Raw genomic sequence first — 12,452 nt, 5'->3', positions numbered from 1 at the left:
GCTACTCGCCTCCAGGAGAGGGGCGCTTGACGCCGGGGACGGTGGCGTAGCCCTTGGCTACCTCCTCGCCTCGTTCAGTCAGGTGGGCGACTCGGCAGCCGCCGTTTTGGGTCACACCGACCAGCCCTTGCTCGTCCAGCCACGCGAGCTGGCTGCGGATGACATCGCGCGACGGGCGGAACCCGAAATCCGGCACCATGTCGCGGATCAGGCTGTCGTTCAGGGTGTAGTCGGGTTGTTCGGCCAGCAGGCGCAGGATGGTGAGGCGCAGATGCTCGGCCACGACGTTTCCGTAGCTCATGATTTTCCTCCGTTGAGCATGTAGTCTTCGTGGCGGGTGACGACTTTTTCCAGGCGGCCCACAATGCGGCCCATGCCTTCGATCTTTTCAACGGCGACGCGTAGGTCTCCGCCGAAACCGCGAATGGTCAGGGCAAGTTCGTGCAAGGCCTCTTCGCTGGGGACGTTCTTCAGGCAGGCTTCGGTGGTGGTTACCCGCTTGTCGAGTTCGGAGAGCTGCTTGCGTTGGTCCAGCAGGAGCTTGAGCAACACGCCGAGAATGGGCAGGACAACGATCTGGACAATGCGCAGGGCGAGGTCGATGTATTGCAAATCCACAGCCTACCCCCGGAACAGCTTGATGGCTTTGTCCATGGCCGTTTCCGGCTGCATGCCCATTTCGCCCAGTTTTTCCTGGGTGCGGCGTCCGGTGTAGCTTCGGTACATCAGCAGGAACGTGCCGGAGACGGAAGGCAGAGCCCATTTGAGCACGTCGACGATGAAGGCGGCCTCGTCCTTGCTGACGGACGAAGAGAAGGCGGAAACGAAGGTCACGCCCACGCACGAGAAGATGAGCAGGAACGTCCCCTTGCCGTACCAGCGCAGGAGCTGGGGCCGGGTGCGCCGCACGTACTCGTCGCTGGAGTCGATCTCCGCCTTGGCGAGCTTGCGCCCGCCTTCGACGTCCTTCAGGTCCAGCTCCCGGAGCTTGACCGTGGTGGCGAGGCCCGCCTCTTTGAGGGCGAGTTGCTGCTCGCCGCTCAAAGGCTTGGCTTCGGCTTCCTTCAGGCCGTCCGTGATCATGGTCACGCCATCCTGAATCTTCTTGCCGGTGTCGCCGCCCACGGCTCCGGCGATGGACGCCACGCCCTCCACGGCGGTGACGATCTGCCCGATGCCGGGGATGAATTTGAGTGCGCCGGTGAGGAGGCTACCGAGTCCCATTGTCCCACTCCTTTCCGGCCTCGCCGGTGGCGTCGATGATTTCGAGGTCGAATCGGACGCCGGGGCGCGGATCGCCGTCGCTGACAGCGCTCATGAGTTCGGCCAGGGCGGCGCGGGAACTGGATACGGCGGGTTGGCCTTTGAGCGTGGCGAAACGCAGGCCGGGCAGGATGCAGGCCTCGGAGTCGGACCGGCGGCCCGCCGCCTCGTCACCGGCCCAGTTGCCCGCGTGCATGCGGACGTGCGTGCGGCCCGGTACGCTCAGGACTTCAGGACAAAGCCCGAAGTGCGGCGACTCGTTGATTTCGCATTCGTATTTTCCGGGGGGAATACAGGACACGTCCGTGCGGTTGTCTTTCCACGGCGGCTCCGCGCTGACGCGGTCCGTGCCGCCGGGCAGGAACATACGCCCGAACGTGCCGTCGAGGCCGTGATCGACCCGGACGATGGTGACGCTTTTCTTGTGCATGATTTCTCCCTGTTTGGCGGGGCCGTTGCGGCTCCGCTGAGTGGATTAAACAGGGATAGATTATCGGGATAGTGATGCTATTGCAGGAAACCGTGGAAGCTGTGAGAACAAAAAGAGCACCCATCAACGGGTGCTCTGTAATAAGTTGGCAACAGGTAAAAACTATTGAAGAGCTTTCTCGATATCCTTTCTATGAGACTCTGTGGCAGGCGTTTCCCGCCCTTTACTCCGCATGTACTCTCTTCCTATTATAGGCAGATTGGCAAACAACAGACCAGCTTTGAAAGCCGTTTGAGAAGGATACTGCTTGTCGAGAGACTGGACTCGTTCGAGCCACTCATAATATTTGCCGCCACGTCCGAATCCGTATTGCCAAAAGTCTGGATTGTCCTTGAATTTCAACAAGGCATCGTACTCTCTTTTGAAGTCCTTTTTCAATGCTTTCACAATGATCGCAGGAGACGGGCTACTACCCTTCACAGAAAAAGACACTTCCTGTTCAATTGTTTTTCCGAAGTCTCCATCCTCAACGAGCTCCCCGGTTAGATATTCTCCATGAGAGCCAATTATGGCTTGAACTGCCTTGGGCTGGACTCTCGGTATAGGCACTGTCACGGTCGCGATATAATTCCCATTAGGCAGAGGGCCAACAGGCGCAAAGGAAATCCTTCCTTTTTCAACGGAACTATCATCCTGCCCTAAAAACCCAGCCGCAACATCCTTGTCCCCTACGGTAAGAAGCATCTCCGTACCGTCCGGCAAGTTTGTGGTGGCGGTAACCTCCACCCTAAAGTCTGGACGTAACTTGTAGTTCATGGACAACTCCACAGGCTTAGCCATAGGCTTGACCTTTTTATTAAGGTGGGCCTGCTCTGCCTGCTTGGCCTCCTCTTTGAGTTGCGCGAGGTATTTATCTGAGGCGTCCGGTTTGGTGACTGCGGGAAGCAGAAGAACGCCAAGGATAAACACGCCCGCGTATAGGCCAAAGGCCTTGAGCCTTGTTTGCTTTTCAGGCTTCACGAAAAATAGCACCATAGCGGGTTTTATGAGTCCGAGGATTGCAGCAAGAAGCGCGGCGAGACAGACGAGAGACAACAGTATTTGCATTGGAACCTCCTTATAAATCAATGCGATTCATTTCTTCCTTAACGCTTTCGGAGGTCACCCGAAAGGGGGTATCTAAATGACGTATAAGTTTACCTTCCGCAGTGATGGCGTACACTTGGCTCGGGCTGATGCATAAGCAGTAGGCGGCTTCATCGGCCCGCAAGAATGGCTTGGAAGCCAGCATCTCCGCCGGGGAGATGGAGAACTTGGCGTTGCTGGTCGGATTCTCAGGCAGCATGACCTGAAAGCCATGCGGGGACTTCGGGGTGCAGCGTTCGCCGCAACCGAAGCAGTACAGGATCGGCCACTTGCAGACCCAGTAGGCTTTTTTGGGGTCCTTGCATCCCAGTTCCTCATACACGCCGGGCAGGATTTCGCCGTGGTACGGGCGGAAGCCCTTGCCGTACAAGTCTGCGAATTCTTTCAGGTGTCGTGTGGTCATGTTTTAGCCTCCGTGACAGTCAACGTGAGAAAAGTTGCGTGACGGCCTTTGCCTGGGCGGTGAACAGGGCGTCGCATCGGCTGCATTCGCCGGTGACGCTGCACCGCGCACAGGCCGTTGTCTTGATCGTTTCCATGATCCGTTTCTCGTCGTCCTGACCCTCAAGGGCATCCCGTATGCGCCGGGTCTGTCGTTCGATGTTGCCGCCGTATTTTCCTGCCAGGACCATGTAGACCGTGGCGCGGTTCAGAAAGGGATGCAGGCGGCAGAACCTGTGCACCGAGCCGAACCGCGCCTCAATGTCAGTTCTCAGGTTGTGCATCGTGGGGGTTGATTCCCTTTGTCTTGCAACGTCCGATCAGGTCCTTGGCGAGCGTCTGCAATGCGCCCTGGTCGTTCAGCCAGACAAATTTGTCCACGCCGAACTGGGAGGCGCAGCGCGTGTCCAACCCGGACATCTTCCAGTCCAGCGCGTTCCACATGGCCGCGATCCACCGCTTTTGCTTGGCGTGGGCCGTACCGTCCGGGATTTCGTAGAAATCCTTGCGGGGCGTTTTGGCACGCTTGCCGCTGTTGGTGAACTCCGCGCCCTTGTCTTCCAGGTAGTTGACGAAGTCGGCCAGCTCCCGTTGAGTCAACTTGCCAGCCGAGGGCTTGCCGTATCGCTTCTGTAAAATGGCGCGGTACGTCTCGTCGTCCATCCCCGGCATTTGCTTTTTGGCTATATGGATTTTGGCGAGTAGGCCATTCCGCCAATTTGGGTCGGTTCGCTTCCTCATCGCTGTTCCCGCTTGCCGCACGTGGAGCAGCGCTTGTAGCTGTAGTGTGAGTCGTGGCCGTCGTTCTCCTACTTGGGGTGCGGGCAGCACGCCCGCAATGCGCGGATAGCTTCTTCGCATTTCCGAGCTTCCTCTTCGTGGATTTTCTTTTCGGCTTTGAGCTTGGCGATAATGTCGTTCATGGCGTGGTGTTCCTCAGTATCATTCTCAGTTGTTCGGAAATCCCAAATATCCGCCGTAGCATGCTACAACAGCCACTTTCATTCCCTCTCCTTTTACGACCTTGCAGCTTGGCCTGCTTGTTTTGAAATTACAGTAAGATAGGTGTGAATTGAAATAACTGATGAAATTGCTCAATCCTAGAAGAAGCAAAGGAGATTTCATCATGGACACATCTGATATTATGGACTGGCTCACTATCATCATCAAAGTATCCCGAGAAATTCGAGCTTGGTTTAAGATGAGACAATCAAAGTGACTTCACCCCGTATTCCTCCGGCTCAATGGAGCATTCGGCCAAAGGCGCGGTCCGGGGTTTCACCGTTGTCACCGACACAGTCTTTCTCGAATAGGCAAGCGTGACGACCCACTCGCCGTCGCCGTTGAGCCAGGGCGGTGCTCCGATCATATCGGCCTCGGGCAGCATGCCGCCTTCGCGGTACCAGACCTTCGCGCCTTGGGGGAGATACAGGTTGACCCGGACAGTTCCGTCCGAGACAGTACCAGCTTCGACGCCGAAGACCTCGGCGATTCGTTGGCCAAGTACCTGCCCCAGTTCTGCGGGGCTGAGAAAGCTCTTTCGCTCGCCCGGCCTGGAATAAAAAGAGTCGCCGATCTGCAAACGGAAATTATCTTTCCTTCCCCCATAGTTAGGCCAATTTTCCCCGTAGTCACCGGGAAAAATGGAAAGCCGAGGCCATGCATTTTTCCCTTTGGTGGCCGGGATACGGAGAGGAGCTTTCATGCTCGACATACATTCACCTGAATGGCTGCTCATCAGGCCGAGGCCGCCACACCCCGACGACCGCTCCGAGATAGGAGCGGTTTCGCGCTACGCAACTGCATCCTTCAGCTCGTTGCTGGCCTTGAACTTGACCACGTTCTTGGTCGGGATCATGACCTCGGCACCGGTCTTGGGATTACGGCCAACGCGGCCCTTGCGTTCTTCAACCTTGAAGGTGCCAAAGCCACGCAGGGTGACCTTGGTGCCGCCGGAGAGGGTGTCTTTGATGTTCTCGAGGAAGGCTTCCACCACCCGCTCCGCATGGGCTTTCGACAGATTGGATTCCTCGGCTACTTTCGCAATCAATTCGCATTTGGTCATGGACTGTTCTCCTGTTAATTTGGTTTGTTCCGGTCAGTTTTATGCTGCCGCTATGTTCAAAGGCAGTGCCTTGTATTCGCCGTCGCCATCCCTCTCGTAGACACGGACGTACTCCTTGCTGTCGATAACCCTGATGCTGTCCTTGATGGCCGTCATGGCCTTGCGCCAACGTTCGTCGTCGATTTCCAGGCGGAGCAGGTCGAGGACGCGGTAGACGCTGATCTTGCCGTCAGCGTCCGCCTGAAAGGCCTTTTCTACGATGGTACGTAGGTTCGGGTTGGCGTCGTGCGTCCATTCGGCCATGCACTCGTTGATGAGTTCCTCGGCGGCAACCAGCTCCTCGCCGAACTTGATCCGATCCTGGATGTTGATCGTGATCTTGATGGACCCGTCGAACGAGTAGAGGACACGGTTGCCCTTCTTGCCGCGCAGCTTGACGCCGTATTTCTCCACCACCAGGGCGAGGTGGGTACGGATGTCGTCCAATGCGGCCTGCCGGAATTCGATCAGTTCGGCGTTGATCTTCTGCGCCTTGTAATGCAGCTCCCGGACAATGGAGTCCGCGAGCTTATCGGATTCCCGGACGTTTTCGGGCGCGACCAGATTGCCCTTTGCGTCCTTCCAAAATCCTTCGAGATTACCCGTGGTTTCCATGGCTTCTCCTAGTTGATGAATTCATTTTCGAGGCCATTGACGCGCATGGCCCCGTCGGCCACGGAGGAAGCGATCTCATTGGCTTCCTCCCGCAACTCGCTGGGCAGCTTGTCGGCCAGCATGCGGATGCGGGCCGCGCAGTTCATGATGTCGCCGCTGATCGCGCCGTCGGGTTTCCAGCCGGTGTTGTAAGTGGTACGTGCGGTCTCACTCATTTGAAGTCTCCTTTCTCAGTCTTGAAACGGTTGAGGATGGCCTCGCATTCCTTGACCACGGCCTTCCGTGCCGGGGCGGAATACAGGTCTTTTTCAAAAAACACGCGAGCAAGCCGGGACATGGCCGACCGTTCGTCGGCAAAGGGATCGCGGGTAGCGATGGTCGGATACGGGGTTTCTCGATGGTCGCGGCCTGAATGGGTTGTCGAATAGAGGAGGTTCAAGCCCTTCTTGCCGTTGCGCCTAACCAACCCGACAGAAAGCAGGTGCTTGAGGTACTTGCTGACCGAAGATGTATCCACATGCGATACGGCGGCGATCTCGGCGATACCGAAGGAGCCGGTTGAGGCCCGGACGGCCCGCCACATGCGGACGTAGCCTTCGCCCCTTCGTTGTGGGGCCTTGGGATTGTAAGTGTAGTGGCCGGGCTTGACGCGGGTCAGCTCGTTCTGGCGCGTCATGCCGTCGAGTTGGCGGCGCACGCGGGCTTTCTCAGGCTCGGTTTCCAAGGCCAAGGCCTGGAAGACGAGGGCGTTGTTGATTTCCTTCTTGCCGCCCTCGCTCAGGCCGATGACCACGCCGCGCAGCTTGTCCATGTCGGGAGACAGCATTACTAGGCCCTCCCGATGCGCAGGGCTTCGACGGCCTTGGCGTCGATGGTGTTGGTGTTCTGGGCCTTGGCGTAGTCCTCAAGGTGCAGGATGTAGCCGTAGACCACGCGGAAGCTGCCCTTGGCCAACAGGGCCAGCTTGTGGCAGGCCTCCGGCGTGACTTCCAGGGCAGCGGCCTGCATGGCGAAAAGCATCACGTCGTCGGCCTTGATCGGGTCGAAGTTCACCACGTCCACCACACGGGAATGCACACGTTTGCGGGCATGGAGCTTCGGGTAGAATCCTTCCTCACCGATCAGGATCACGGGGCAGCCCGTCATGTCGTGGACGTCGCGTAAGTCTTCGATCCGAGCCATGAGGAGCCGGTCGGCCTCGTCAACGATGATGGCTTGCGGCGTTTCGGCCAGGGCATCCATGATGCGGTTCCGGCAACGGTTGGTGTTGTTGGGACGTTCTCCGGTGATTTCGTATGTCAGCGCTTGCAAAAAGCTGAACTGGCTCCAGCCTTCAAGCACGCGCAGAAAGATGCCTCCGTTCATGGCGTGCCATTCCTTGGCTGCCATGGTCTTGCCGCGCCCCGCTTCACCCTGAACAACGCCGATTCCGGGACGGCCCCGTTCCGTGTCGCTCAGGGCGCTCAGGGACTTGCGCAGCTTCGCCACGTTGCCCGTTTCTATGAAAATGTCTCGCCGCATGTGTTACCTCGCTATGGTCTGTTGCCGGTAAAATTGCCTCAGTTGATCAAAACGTGCGCCCGTGGCGGTCTCGTATTCCTTGGAGGCCTCGTAGGCGATCATGAAAGATTGGTATTCGCCGGGGAGTTCGTGGCCGTTCTTGACGGCTTGTTCGAAGCACCACTCGTACTTCTCCAGTTCGGAGGCGAAGAAATCCGGGATTTCCATGGTGGACGAGGGAAGGTGCCTGACCTTGGCTTGGAGGGCTTCCAGACGCTCTTTTTCGGCCTCGTCCATGGCGGGTTCGTCTTGGATGGCTTTGGGCTTGGGGATGGCCTTGAGCGGCACGCTCTCCTGCTTCATCCACGGCAATGATTGGAGTCCGCTTTCGCCGACCTCCGCGTCGAAGGCCTTCACGATCTTCATGGTGGCGGACTTGAGCTGGCGCTGGCGCTTGTTGGCTTCCTGCACCTTGAGGAGGTCAAGCTCGTCGCCGAACATGCGGGCAAGCGGATGGAGGGCCTCCACAGGTCGGGCTGTACCAATGCGCTCGCCGTCGAGGGTATGCAGGTATACCTCGGCCATGTCGGACCACCGGTACATCGCCATCAGCGGCTTGTTTAGGCCGTACAGCGCGTCGGACTCAAACCGGACATTGCCGATGGTGAACCCACACCGCTTGGGGTGGATTTTCTGCCGGAAGAGGAAGTGGCGGTCCAACTCGGTGAGGTCCACGCCGTCACCCAAACCAGCGTGCAGGACATCCAGGGGGCGCTGTCCGCCGAGTTCGTCATGAGCTTGCTGCCCATACCACCAGACGTACAGCCGGAAGATTTCGGACGCCTCGCGCAGGGTGGGCACCCACTCGTTATGTGTCGCCTCGTGATACTTCTCGTTCCGCTTCATCCAAGCGGGTTTGTTGTCTATGCAGTTGCCCACATAGCTCGGCAGGAGCCGTTCGCATTGCGAATCAAAGGTGCGGAAAAATCGTTCGACGATCTTGGTCCTGGCTTCGTAAGGGCGGCTGTACTGCACCGCGATGCCAAGACGGGCGTAAAGGCCGTTGAGTCCTTCGAAATCGGCGTCTACGGCGCTGAAATACTTGGCGCGGAAGGCCTTGCCGTTGTCGATGTAGACGCAACGCGGGTACTGCGCGAGAGAACCTATCGCCATGTGTAGCGCGGAGCTGATGGCAATGGTGTTCTCCGAGGGCATGATCTCCCAGCCAACCGGCATGCGGGACCGCCAGTCGTACCAACAGATAAGCGTCGGACGAAACGGCTTACCCGTTGTCGGGTGAATGCATTGGAAGTTGAGAACCTTGCCGTCACAAAAGAGGACATCCCCGACAGACAGGAGCTTGTCATTGCGGGCGATATACGGCCCGACCTTGTCCTTGAGCGCCTTTTCGCCTTCCTGCTTGAGGACAACCAGATCGTGGTGATCCTCATCGAAACGCCGGGCGAATCGAACGACGGAGCGGTAGCTCGGCAGTTTGATTTCGCGCTTGGCGAAAATGCCTTTCATGGTCTCATAAGCCAGGGCGATGCTCGGCTTGTTGGGAGTCAGCCAGCAACCGAGGAACACCTTTTCGGCTTCCAACCCGAGTTGCCCCAGCCCCTTCTTGCCGCCTTTCGACCACTTGCCGCGCCGGTCGCACAGGATGCGGTAATCCTCAGCGTTGTCGCGCAACTTCTTATCCCAGCGGTAGAGCGTCTTGTCCGAGACGTCGCCGAGGATTTCATGCTCTTTGGTGAGCATCTGCCCGGCGTTGATACCGAGGAGGAATGCCTTGGTCGCCCGTCCCTTAGTGGACTTGCTCTTCCCAACGAATTGCCGCCATTCGCTGACCAGCCGAAAACGGGCCATGCCCACTTGATGCGCCCAGTCGGGGATAACCACATCTTGGGCGGGCAGGGCCGGAGTGTTGGAGCTTGCCTGATGCAGGGTTATCGCAGCCCTCACATCTTCCGGGAGACTGGTGATGATCCATTCCTTACCGCCGCCTCGGCCCTTGCGAGTCCTGGACTGCCAAGATTCGCGTTTGGAGCGGCGGGATATGGTCATAGCCGTTGTCCCCAAAATGGCTACAAGCTCTTTTGTCGTGTATGAGTCTTTCATCGTTCTAAACTTTCATGTCTTTGGGCAATGCCAGTGCATGAACAGGGCACCCTTCATCTCGCAGGTAGGCCAGCACGCGCCGATTATTCGCGCTGCCGAAGATCGTCCGGGAAACCACGGATTGGCTAATGCCTACCCTGTCGCGTATATCTCCTTGGGTGAGCCCTCGCGCGAACATCCATTCCTTGATCGCAAAGGGCTTTCGGTCACGACCGGCACCAATCCCGGCAAGCACATTCGTGCTCATGGTCATAGCTTCAACTCCAATTGCTTCTTGCGTTTCTTTGCCTCGCGTTCCGCCAGGATCGCTTCGGCATAGTCGCGTAGTTTCTTGTCTTGCGGGGTCATGACCCCACACCCGTGGGAGCGCAGCATTACGGCCAGAGGTTCGGCGCTTTTCACTGCCATGCAGAACACATTCACGGCCAGGATTGACGGCTGGTGTTCCATATTGGCGGGGTTAAGCCACTTCTCAAGCGTAGCCAGAGTGACGCGCTTGGCGTTGCCCCGGCTCAAGCTTACCCCGGCGTCCTGAGCGATCTGATTCATGCGGTCCGCGATCTCATCTCGTGACAGGCCGCACCGAGAGGCAGCACGGTTCATCGCGCTCTTTACGTTGGCCATCAGCATGGCTACCTCAGCGCTTTGGTCAGTCTCGAAAAGGGATAACTGCCGCATGTGTCATTCTGTCCGCTGGTTTGCAGGTTGCTGTCCGAAACGGGTGCGGGGCCGGATGTTGACCCCTTGGGCGGTGTCATTTAGAGTGCATTTGCTAAATGGTCTTTTTTATGACTGCCCACGGCTCTTTAATAACCACGATATTGGTTCTTTTTCAACCAATTTTTTGCGTTAAAGTTTAAAAACGTGGTTAATAAGGTGATCATCAATTATTCAAATTGGTTGCCTAGTTGTCCGTGGTGTTAAGGTTATTGTTAAACTTTTGCCATGGAACTTTAACGCTATGAATATTGGTCAAAGGATTAAAGAGCTTCGCGGGAAGATGTCTCAAAAAGAGTACGCGAACAAATTTGGTATCGCTCTCAATACTCTGAGGAACTACGAAAGTGGTGATAGAACCCCAAACGTAGAGTTTTTGTGTGCTTTGGCCGAATCAACCGGTGTGAGTATTCAATGGCTTGTCACGGGTGTTGAGACGCTGAAGCCGGGTGAAACAGGAAGAGATACCCGTGTCTGCATGGATGGGACGGAACTGGTCATGGTTCCATTAGTTCAGGCCCGTTTGGCCGCAGGGTCCGGCTCGTTTGAAGCCAGCGGGGAGGTCAACGGACGCTATGCCTTTCGCAATGAGTTCCTGAGTAGGCGGGGAAACCCGGCGCAAATGGTTCTGATGCGAGTAGCTGGTGACAGCATGGAGCCCAAGATCGAGAACGACGATACCGTACTGATTGATCAGAGCCAAAAAGAACCGCGCCCTGGTCAGGTCTACGCTGTCGGGGTGGAAGATATGGTTTACCTCAAGATGATCGACACGCTACCGGGCAAGATGCTGCTCAAAAGCTATAATCCAGCCTATCCGCCCATTGAAGTGAATACCAATGGAGACTTGGAGCAAGGTGTGCGCATTATCGGCCACGTCGTTTGGGTCGGTCGAGAAATGCCCTAGCCTAGGCCACCCCAAAAACGAACAGCCGCATTTTGGCAGACCCTTTCTCAAGTTGTCTGTCAAAATGCGGCTGTTCGTTTGAGTTCTTTCTCAAGTTGAAAATACGCCCCCGTCAAACCAAGGATTCCTGAGAATCCCGCGCCCGTCCTACATTCGTCCCATATTCGTCCTGCATTTCTCTGGCACCCTCTACCTTCTCACCTTGGCTGTCCCCCTATATTCATGATTTCAGCAGGTTGATTGCTTGGATCAACTGATTCTCATCAGTTGGTTTCCAATTCACTCATCGCTCAGAACCGACTTTCTCAAAAAATTGTCAAGCGGAAAATACGGTTCCTTTGGTGTATTTCACCGACATCTCCGTGTTTCGGCCATTTGGGTCAGAAAACCCGTGATACTTTTTTGCAACTTTGAACGGCGTATTGGGCACTGTACTAAAAGCAATGCAAAAGGAAAAAACAATGGCAGGGAAATGGGATCAACACATCGGAGATGATCAACTGGTGTACGGCATGCCCAAACACATGAGTGCAGTGGCCGGAAGTCGAAAGATAACAGGAGGCGACAAGGCGACTTACTGGCGATATCATCCGAAACCACAGGCACGTGACAAATGCCAAACCATGAAAGGACTGTGGTTCGAGACTCGTCCTGGTCCGGTTCACCCGAACTGCAAGTGCGAGATTGAAGAGTTCGAGGCGATCAAAGTCACGGGAAGATCCCGGGCCATCATAGTGCCGCCGGGTGTCGATTTGGCAGCCAACATCGCGGAAGCAAGGCGAGTTGCGAAAGAATGTCAACACAAAGCCTCGACCGAAGTTAATCATTTCCTGTCAAAGATAAACCTCTCTGGCGTCAGCGCCATTGACGACATACGAAAGGCATATATCGATCAATTGACATTCCTCTACAAATGTCTTTGGATATACACGAACTTTGATACAGGGAAAAGATACGATTTCAAGAAAGACAACCACCCAGAATATGAGGATTTCGGCAACTACCATTACGGACTCTACACACAAGCTATGGGAATCAATGTAACGCTGGCGAGAGCGGCCGCAGGAGCAATTCAAATTCGCGGTGGGCAGTATAAACTCAAGTGGTATCGGACATGGTTTGACGACCCGCACGACAATCAGATGATTCGCAAAGGGCAAGGTTACCCGTTCTAACGATTTTTGCGACAGTACGGCTGGAGTTGAAGT

Annotated in this window: 19 protein-coding genes and 1 other RNA gene; 2 read left to right on the top strand and 18 right to left on the bottom strand. The window is 56.3% G+C overall.

Features of this window, described 5'->3' with window-relative positions:
* Nucleotide 1 precedes the first annotated feature (1 nt).
* The 18 genes from V8V93_RS07580 to V8V93_RS07495 form a co-directional block, all read right to left on the bottom strand.
* Nucleotides 2-301, bottom strand: coding sequence for an ArsR family transcriptional regulator (locus V8V93_RS07580; protein ID WP_338669760.1), 300 nt, complete (start codon nucleotides 299-301; stop codon nucleotides 2-4).
* Complete coding sequence (locus V8V93_RS07575) at nucleotides 298-618, bottom strand: DUF2730 family protein (RefSeq protein ID WP_338669759.1); 321 nt, start codon at nucleotides 616-618, stop codon at nucleotides 298-300. Before V8V93_RS07575 ends, V8V93_RS07580 begins: the two co-directional genes overlap by 4 nt.
* Nucleotides 619-621: 3 nt before the next feature.
* Complete coding sequence (locus tag V8V93_RS07570) at nucleotides 622-1,224, bottom strand: hypothetical protein (RefSeq protein ID WP_338669758.1); 603 nt, start codon at nucleotides 1,222-1,224, stop codon at nucleotides 622-624.
* A complete protein-coding gene (locus tag V8V93_RS07565; protein ID WP_338669757.1) occupies nucleotides 1,211-1,693 on the bottom strand; it encodes a DUF5675 family protein in 483 nt (160 codons plus the stop codon). The genes V8V93_RS07570 and V8V93_RS07565 overlap by 14 nt, the downstream gene beginning before the upstream one ends.
* A 162-nt stretch (nucleotides 1,694-1,855) precedes the next feature.
* The gene (locus V8V93_RS07560; RefSeq protein ID WP_338669756.1) at nucleotides 1,856-2,800 is read right to left on the bottom strand and encodes a hypothetical protein; all 945 of its coding nucleotides are present in this window, start codon (nucleotides 2,798-2,800) and stop codon (nucleotides 1,856-1,858) included.
* Nucleotides 2,801-2,810: 10 nt separating this feature from the next.
* Nucleotides 2,811-3,242 (bottom strand): DNA-binding protein, encoded by a 432-nt coding sequence (locus tag V8V93_RS07555; protein ID WP_338669755.1) that lies wholly within the window; start codon nucleotides 3,240-3,242, stop codon nucleotides 2,811-2,813.
* Between the two features lie 19 nt (nucleotides 3,243-3,261).
* Entirely contained in the window at nucleotides 3,262-3,564 is a 303-nt protein-coding gene (locus tag V8V93_RS07550) for a hypothetical protein (protein ID WP_338669754.1), read from the bottom strand.
* Nucleotides 3,545-3,943, bottom strand: coding sequence for a regulatory protein GemA (locus V8V93_RS07545; protein ID WP_338669753.1), 399 nt, complete (start codon nucleotides 3,941-3,943; stop codon nucleotides 3,545-3,547). The genes V8V93_RS07550 and V8V93_RS07545 overlap by 20 nt, the downstream gene beginning before the upstream one ends.
* A gap of 547 nt (nucleotides 3,944-4,490) precedes the next feature.
* Nucleotides 4,491-4,994, bottom strand: coding sequence for a hypothetical protein (locus V8V93_RS07540; RefSeq protein ID WP_338669752.1), 504 nt, complete (start codon nucleotides 4,992-4,994; stop codon nucleotides 4,491-4,493).
* 10 nt (nucleotides 4,995-5,004) lie between these two features.
* Nucleotides 5,005-5,073: hammerhead ribozyme type II (locus V8V93_RS07535), an RNA gene on the bottom strand.
* Nucleotides 5,073-5,345 carry an HU family DNA-binding protein gene (locus V8V93_RS07530; protein WP_338669751.1) on the bottom strand — a complete coding sequence of 91 codons (273 nt, stop codon included), beginning with the start codon at nucleotides 5,343-5,345 and terminating at the stop codon, nucleotides 5,073-5,075. Before V8V93_RS07530 ends, V8V93_RS07535 begins: the two co-directional genes overlap by 1 nt.
* 39 nt (nucleotides 5,346-5,384) lie before the next feature.
* Complete coding sequence (locus V8V93_RS07525; protein WP_338669750.1) at nucleotides 5,385-5,999, bottom strand: DUF3164 family protein; 615 nt, start codon at nucleotides 5,997-5,999, stop codon at nucleotides 5,385-5,387.
* A gap of 8 nt (nucleotides 6,000-6,007) precedes the next feature.
* On the bottom strand, nucleotides 6,008-6,214 hold the full coding sequence (locus V8V93_RS07520; protein WP_338669749.1) for a hypothetical protein: 207 nt from the start codon (nucleotides 6,212-6,214) through the stop codon (nucleotides 6,008-6,010).
* A complete protein-coding gene (locus tag V8V93_RS07515) occupies nucleotides 6,211-6,825 on the bottom strand; it encodes a hypothetical protein (RefSeq protein ID WP_338669748.1) in 615 nt (204 codons plus the stop codon). Before V8V93_RS07515 ends, V8V93_RS07520 begins: the two co-directional genes overlap by 4 nt.
* 2 nt (nucleotides 6,826-6,827) lie before the next feature.
* Nucleotides 6,828-7,520: an ATP-binding protein gene (locus V8V93_RS07510; RefSeq protein ID WP_338669747.1), complete on the bottom strand. Its 693-nt coding sequence runs from the start codon at nucleotides 7,518-7,520 to the stop codon at nucleotides 6,828-6,830.
* A 3-nt stretch (nucleotides 7,521-7,523) separates the two neighbouring features.
* Nucleotides 7,524-9,566: a DNA-binding protein gene (locus tag V8V93_RS07505; RefSeq protein WP_338669746.1), complete on the bottom strand. Its 2,043-nt coding sequence runs from the start codon at nucleotides 9,564-9,566 to the stop codon at nucleotides 7,524-7,526.
* Nucleotides 9,567-9,624: 58 nt separating this feature from the next.
* The gene (locus tag V8V93_RS07500) at nucleotides 9,625-9,873 is read right to left on the bottom strand and encodes a hypothetical protein (RefSeq protein WP_338669745.1); all 249 of its coding nucleotides are present in this window, start codon (nucleotides 9,871-9,873) and stop codon (nucleotides 9,625-9,627) included.
* Nucleotides 9,870-10,250, bottom strand: coding sequence for a hypothetical protein (locus tag V8V93_RS07495; RefSeq protein ID WP_338669744.1), 381 nt, complete (start codon nucleotides 10,248-10,250; stop codon nucleotides 9,870-9,872). Before V8V93_RS07495 ends, V8V93_RS07500 begins: the two co-directional genes overlap by 4 nt.
* A 331-nt stretch (nucleotides 10,251-10,581) precedes the next feature.
* On the opposite strand from V8V93_RS07495, the gene V8V93_RS07490 reads away from it, so the two are divergent.
* Together V8V93_RS07490 and V8V93_RS07485 are read left to right on the top strand one after the other, a co-directional pair.
* Nucleotides 10,582-11,244, top strand: a complete 663-nt coding sequence (locus V8V93_RS07490) for an XRE family transcriptional regulator (RefSeq protein WP_338669743.1) — start codon at nucleotides 10,582-10,584, stop codon at nucleotides 11,242-11,244.
* A 461-nt stretch (nucleotides 11,245-11,705) separates the two neighbouring features.
* Nucleotides 11,706-12,419 carry a polymorphic toxin type 44 domain-containing protein gene (locus tag V8V93_RS07485; RefSeq protein WP_338669742.1) on the top strand — a complete coding sequence of 238 codons (714 nt, stop codon included), beginning with the start codon at nucleotides 11,706-11,708 and terminating at the stop codon, nucleotides 12,417-12,419.
* The last annotated feature ends 33 nt before the right edge of the window (nucleotides 12,420-12,452 follow it).

This window comes from Pseudodesulfovibrio sp. 5S69 (assembly GCF_037094465.1).
Taxonomy (GTDB): Bacteria; Desulfobacterota; Desulfovibrionia; order Desulfovibrionales; family Desulfovibrionaceae; genus Pseudodesulfovibrio; species Pseudodesulfovibrio methanolicus.
Note: the sequence above shows the minus strand (reverse complement) of the source record. Positions and strands in the feature narration are given on the sequence as shown.

What these genes read in the sequence shown, in the direction of transcription:
- V8V93_RS07580 (WP_338669760.1), bottom strand. Translation starts at nt 301, where the DNA reads ATGAGCTACGGAAACGTCGTGGCCGAGCATCTGCGCCTCACCATCCTG.
- V8V93_RS07570 (WP_338669758.1), bottom strand. Translation starts at nt 1,224, where the DNA reads ATGGGACTCGGTAGCCTCCTCACCGGCGCACTCAAATTCATCCCCGGC.
- V8V93_RS07565 (WP_338669757.1), bottom strand. Translation starts at nt 1,693, where the DNA reads ATGCACAAGAAAAGCGTCACCATCGTCCGGGTCGATCACGGCCTCGAC.
- V8V93_RS07560 (WP_338669756.1), bottom strand. Translation starts at nt 2,800, where the DNA reads ATGCAAATACTGTTGTCTCTCGTCTGTCTCGCCGCGCTTCTTGCTGCA.
- V8V93_RS07555 (WP_338669755.1), bottom strand. Translation starts at nt 3,242, where the DNA reads ATGACCACACGACACCTGAAAGAATTCGCAGACTTGTACGGCAAGGGC.
- V8V93_RS07550 (WP_338669754.1), bottom strand. Translation starts at nt 3,564, where the DNA reads ATGCACAACCTGAGAACTGACATTGAGGCGCGGTTCGGCTCGGTGCAC.
- V8V93_RS07545 (WP_338669753.1), bottom strand. Translation starts at nt 3,943, where the DNA reads ATGGACGACGAGACGTACCGCGCCATTTTACAGAAGCGATACGGCAAG.
- V8V93_RS07540 (WP_338669752.1), bottom strand. Translation starts at nt 4,994, where the DNA reads ATGTCGAGCATGAAAGCTCCTCTCCGTATCCCGGCCACCAAAGGGAAA.
- V8V93_RS07530 (WP_338669751.1), bottom strand. Translation starts at nt 5,345, where the DNA reads ATGACCAAATGCGAATTGATTGCGAAAGTAGCCGAGGAATCCAATCTG.
- V8V93_RS07525 (WP_338669750.1), bottom strand. Translation starts at nt 5,999, where the DNA reads ATGGAAACCACGGGTAATCTCGAAGGATTTTGGAAGGACGCAAAGGGC.
- V8V93_RS07520 (WP_338669749.1), bottom strand. Translation starts at nt 6,214, where the DNA reads ATGAGTGAGACCGCACGTACCACTTACAACACCGGCTGGAAACCCGAC.
- V8V93_RS07515 (WP_338669748.1), bottom strand. Translation starts at nt 6,825, where the DNA reads ATGCTGTCTCCCGACATGGACAAGCTGCGCGGCGTGGTCATCGGCCTG.
- V8V93_RS07510 (WP_338669747.1), bottom strand. Translation starts at nt 7,520, where the DNA reads ATGCGGCGAGACATTTTCATAGAAACGGGCAACGTGGCGAAGCTGCGC.
- V8V93_RS07505 (WP_338669746.1), bottom strand. Translation starts at nt 9,566, where the DNA reads ATGACCATATCCCGCCGCTCCAAACGCGAATCTTGGCAGTCCAGGACT.
- V8V93_RS07500 (WP_338669745.1), bottom strand. Translation starts at nt 9,873, where the DNA reads ATGACCATGAGCACGAATGTGCTTGCCGGGATTGGTGCCGGTCGTGAC.
- V8V93_RS07495 (WP_338669744.1), bottom strand. Translation starts at nt 10,250, where the DNA reads ATGCTGATGGCCAACGTAAAGAGCGCGATGAACCGTGCTGCCTCTCGG.
- V8V93_RS07490 (WP_338669743.1), top strand. Translation starts at nt 10,582, where the DNA reads ATGAATATTGGTCAAAGGATTAAAGAGCTTCGCGGGAAGATGTCTCAA.
- V8V93_RS07485 (WP_338669742.1), top strand. Translation starts at nt 11,706, where the DNA reads ATGGCAGGGAAATGGGATCAACACATCGGAGATGATCAACTGGTGTAC.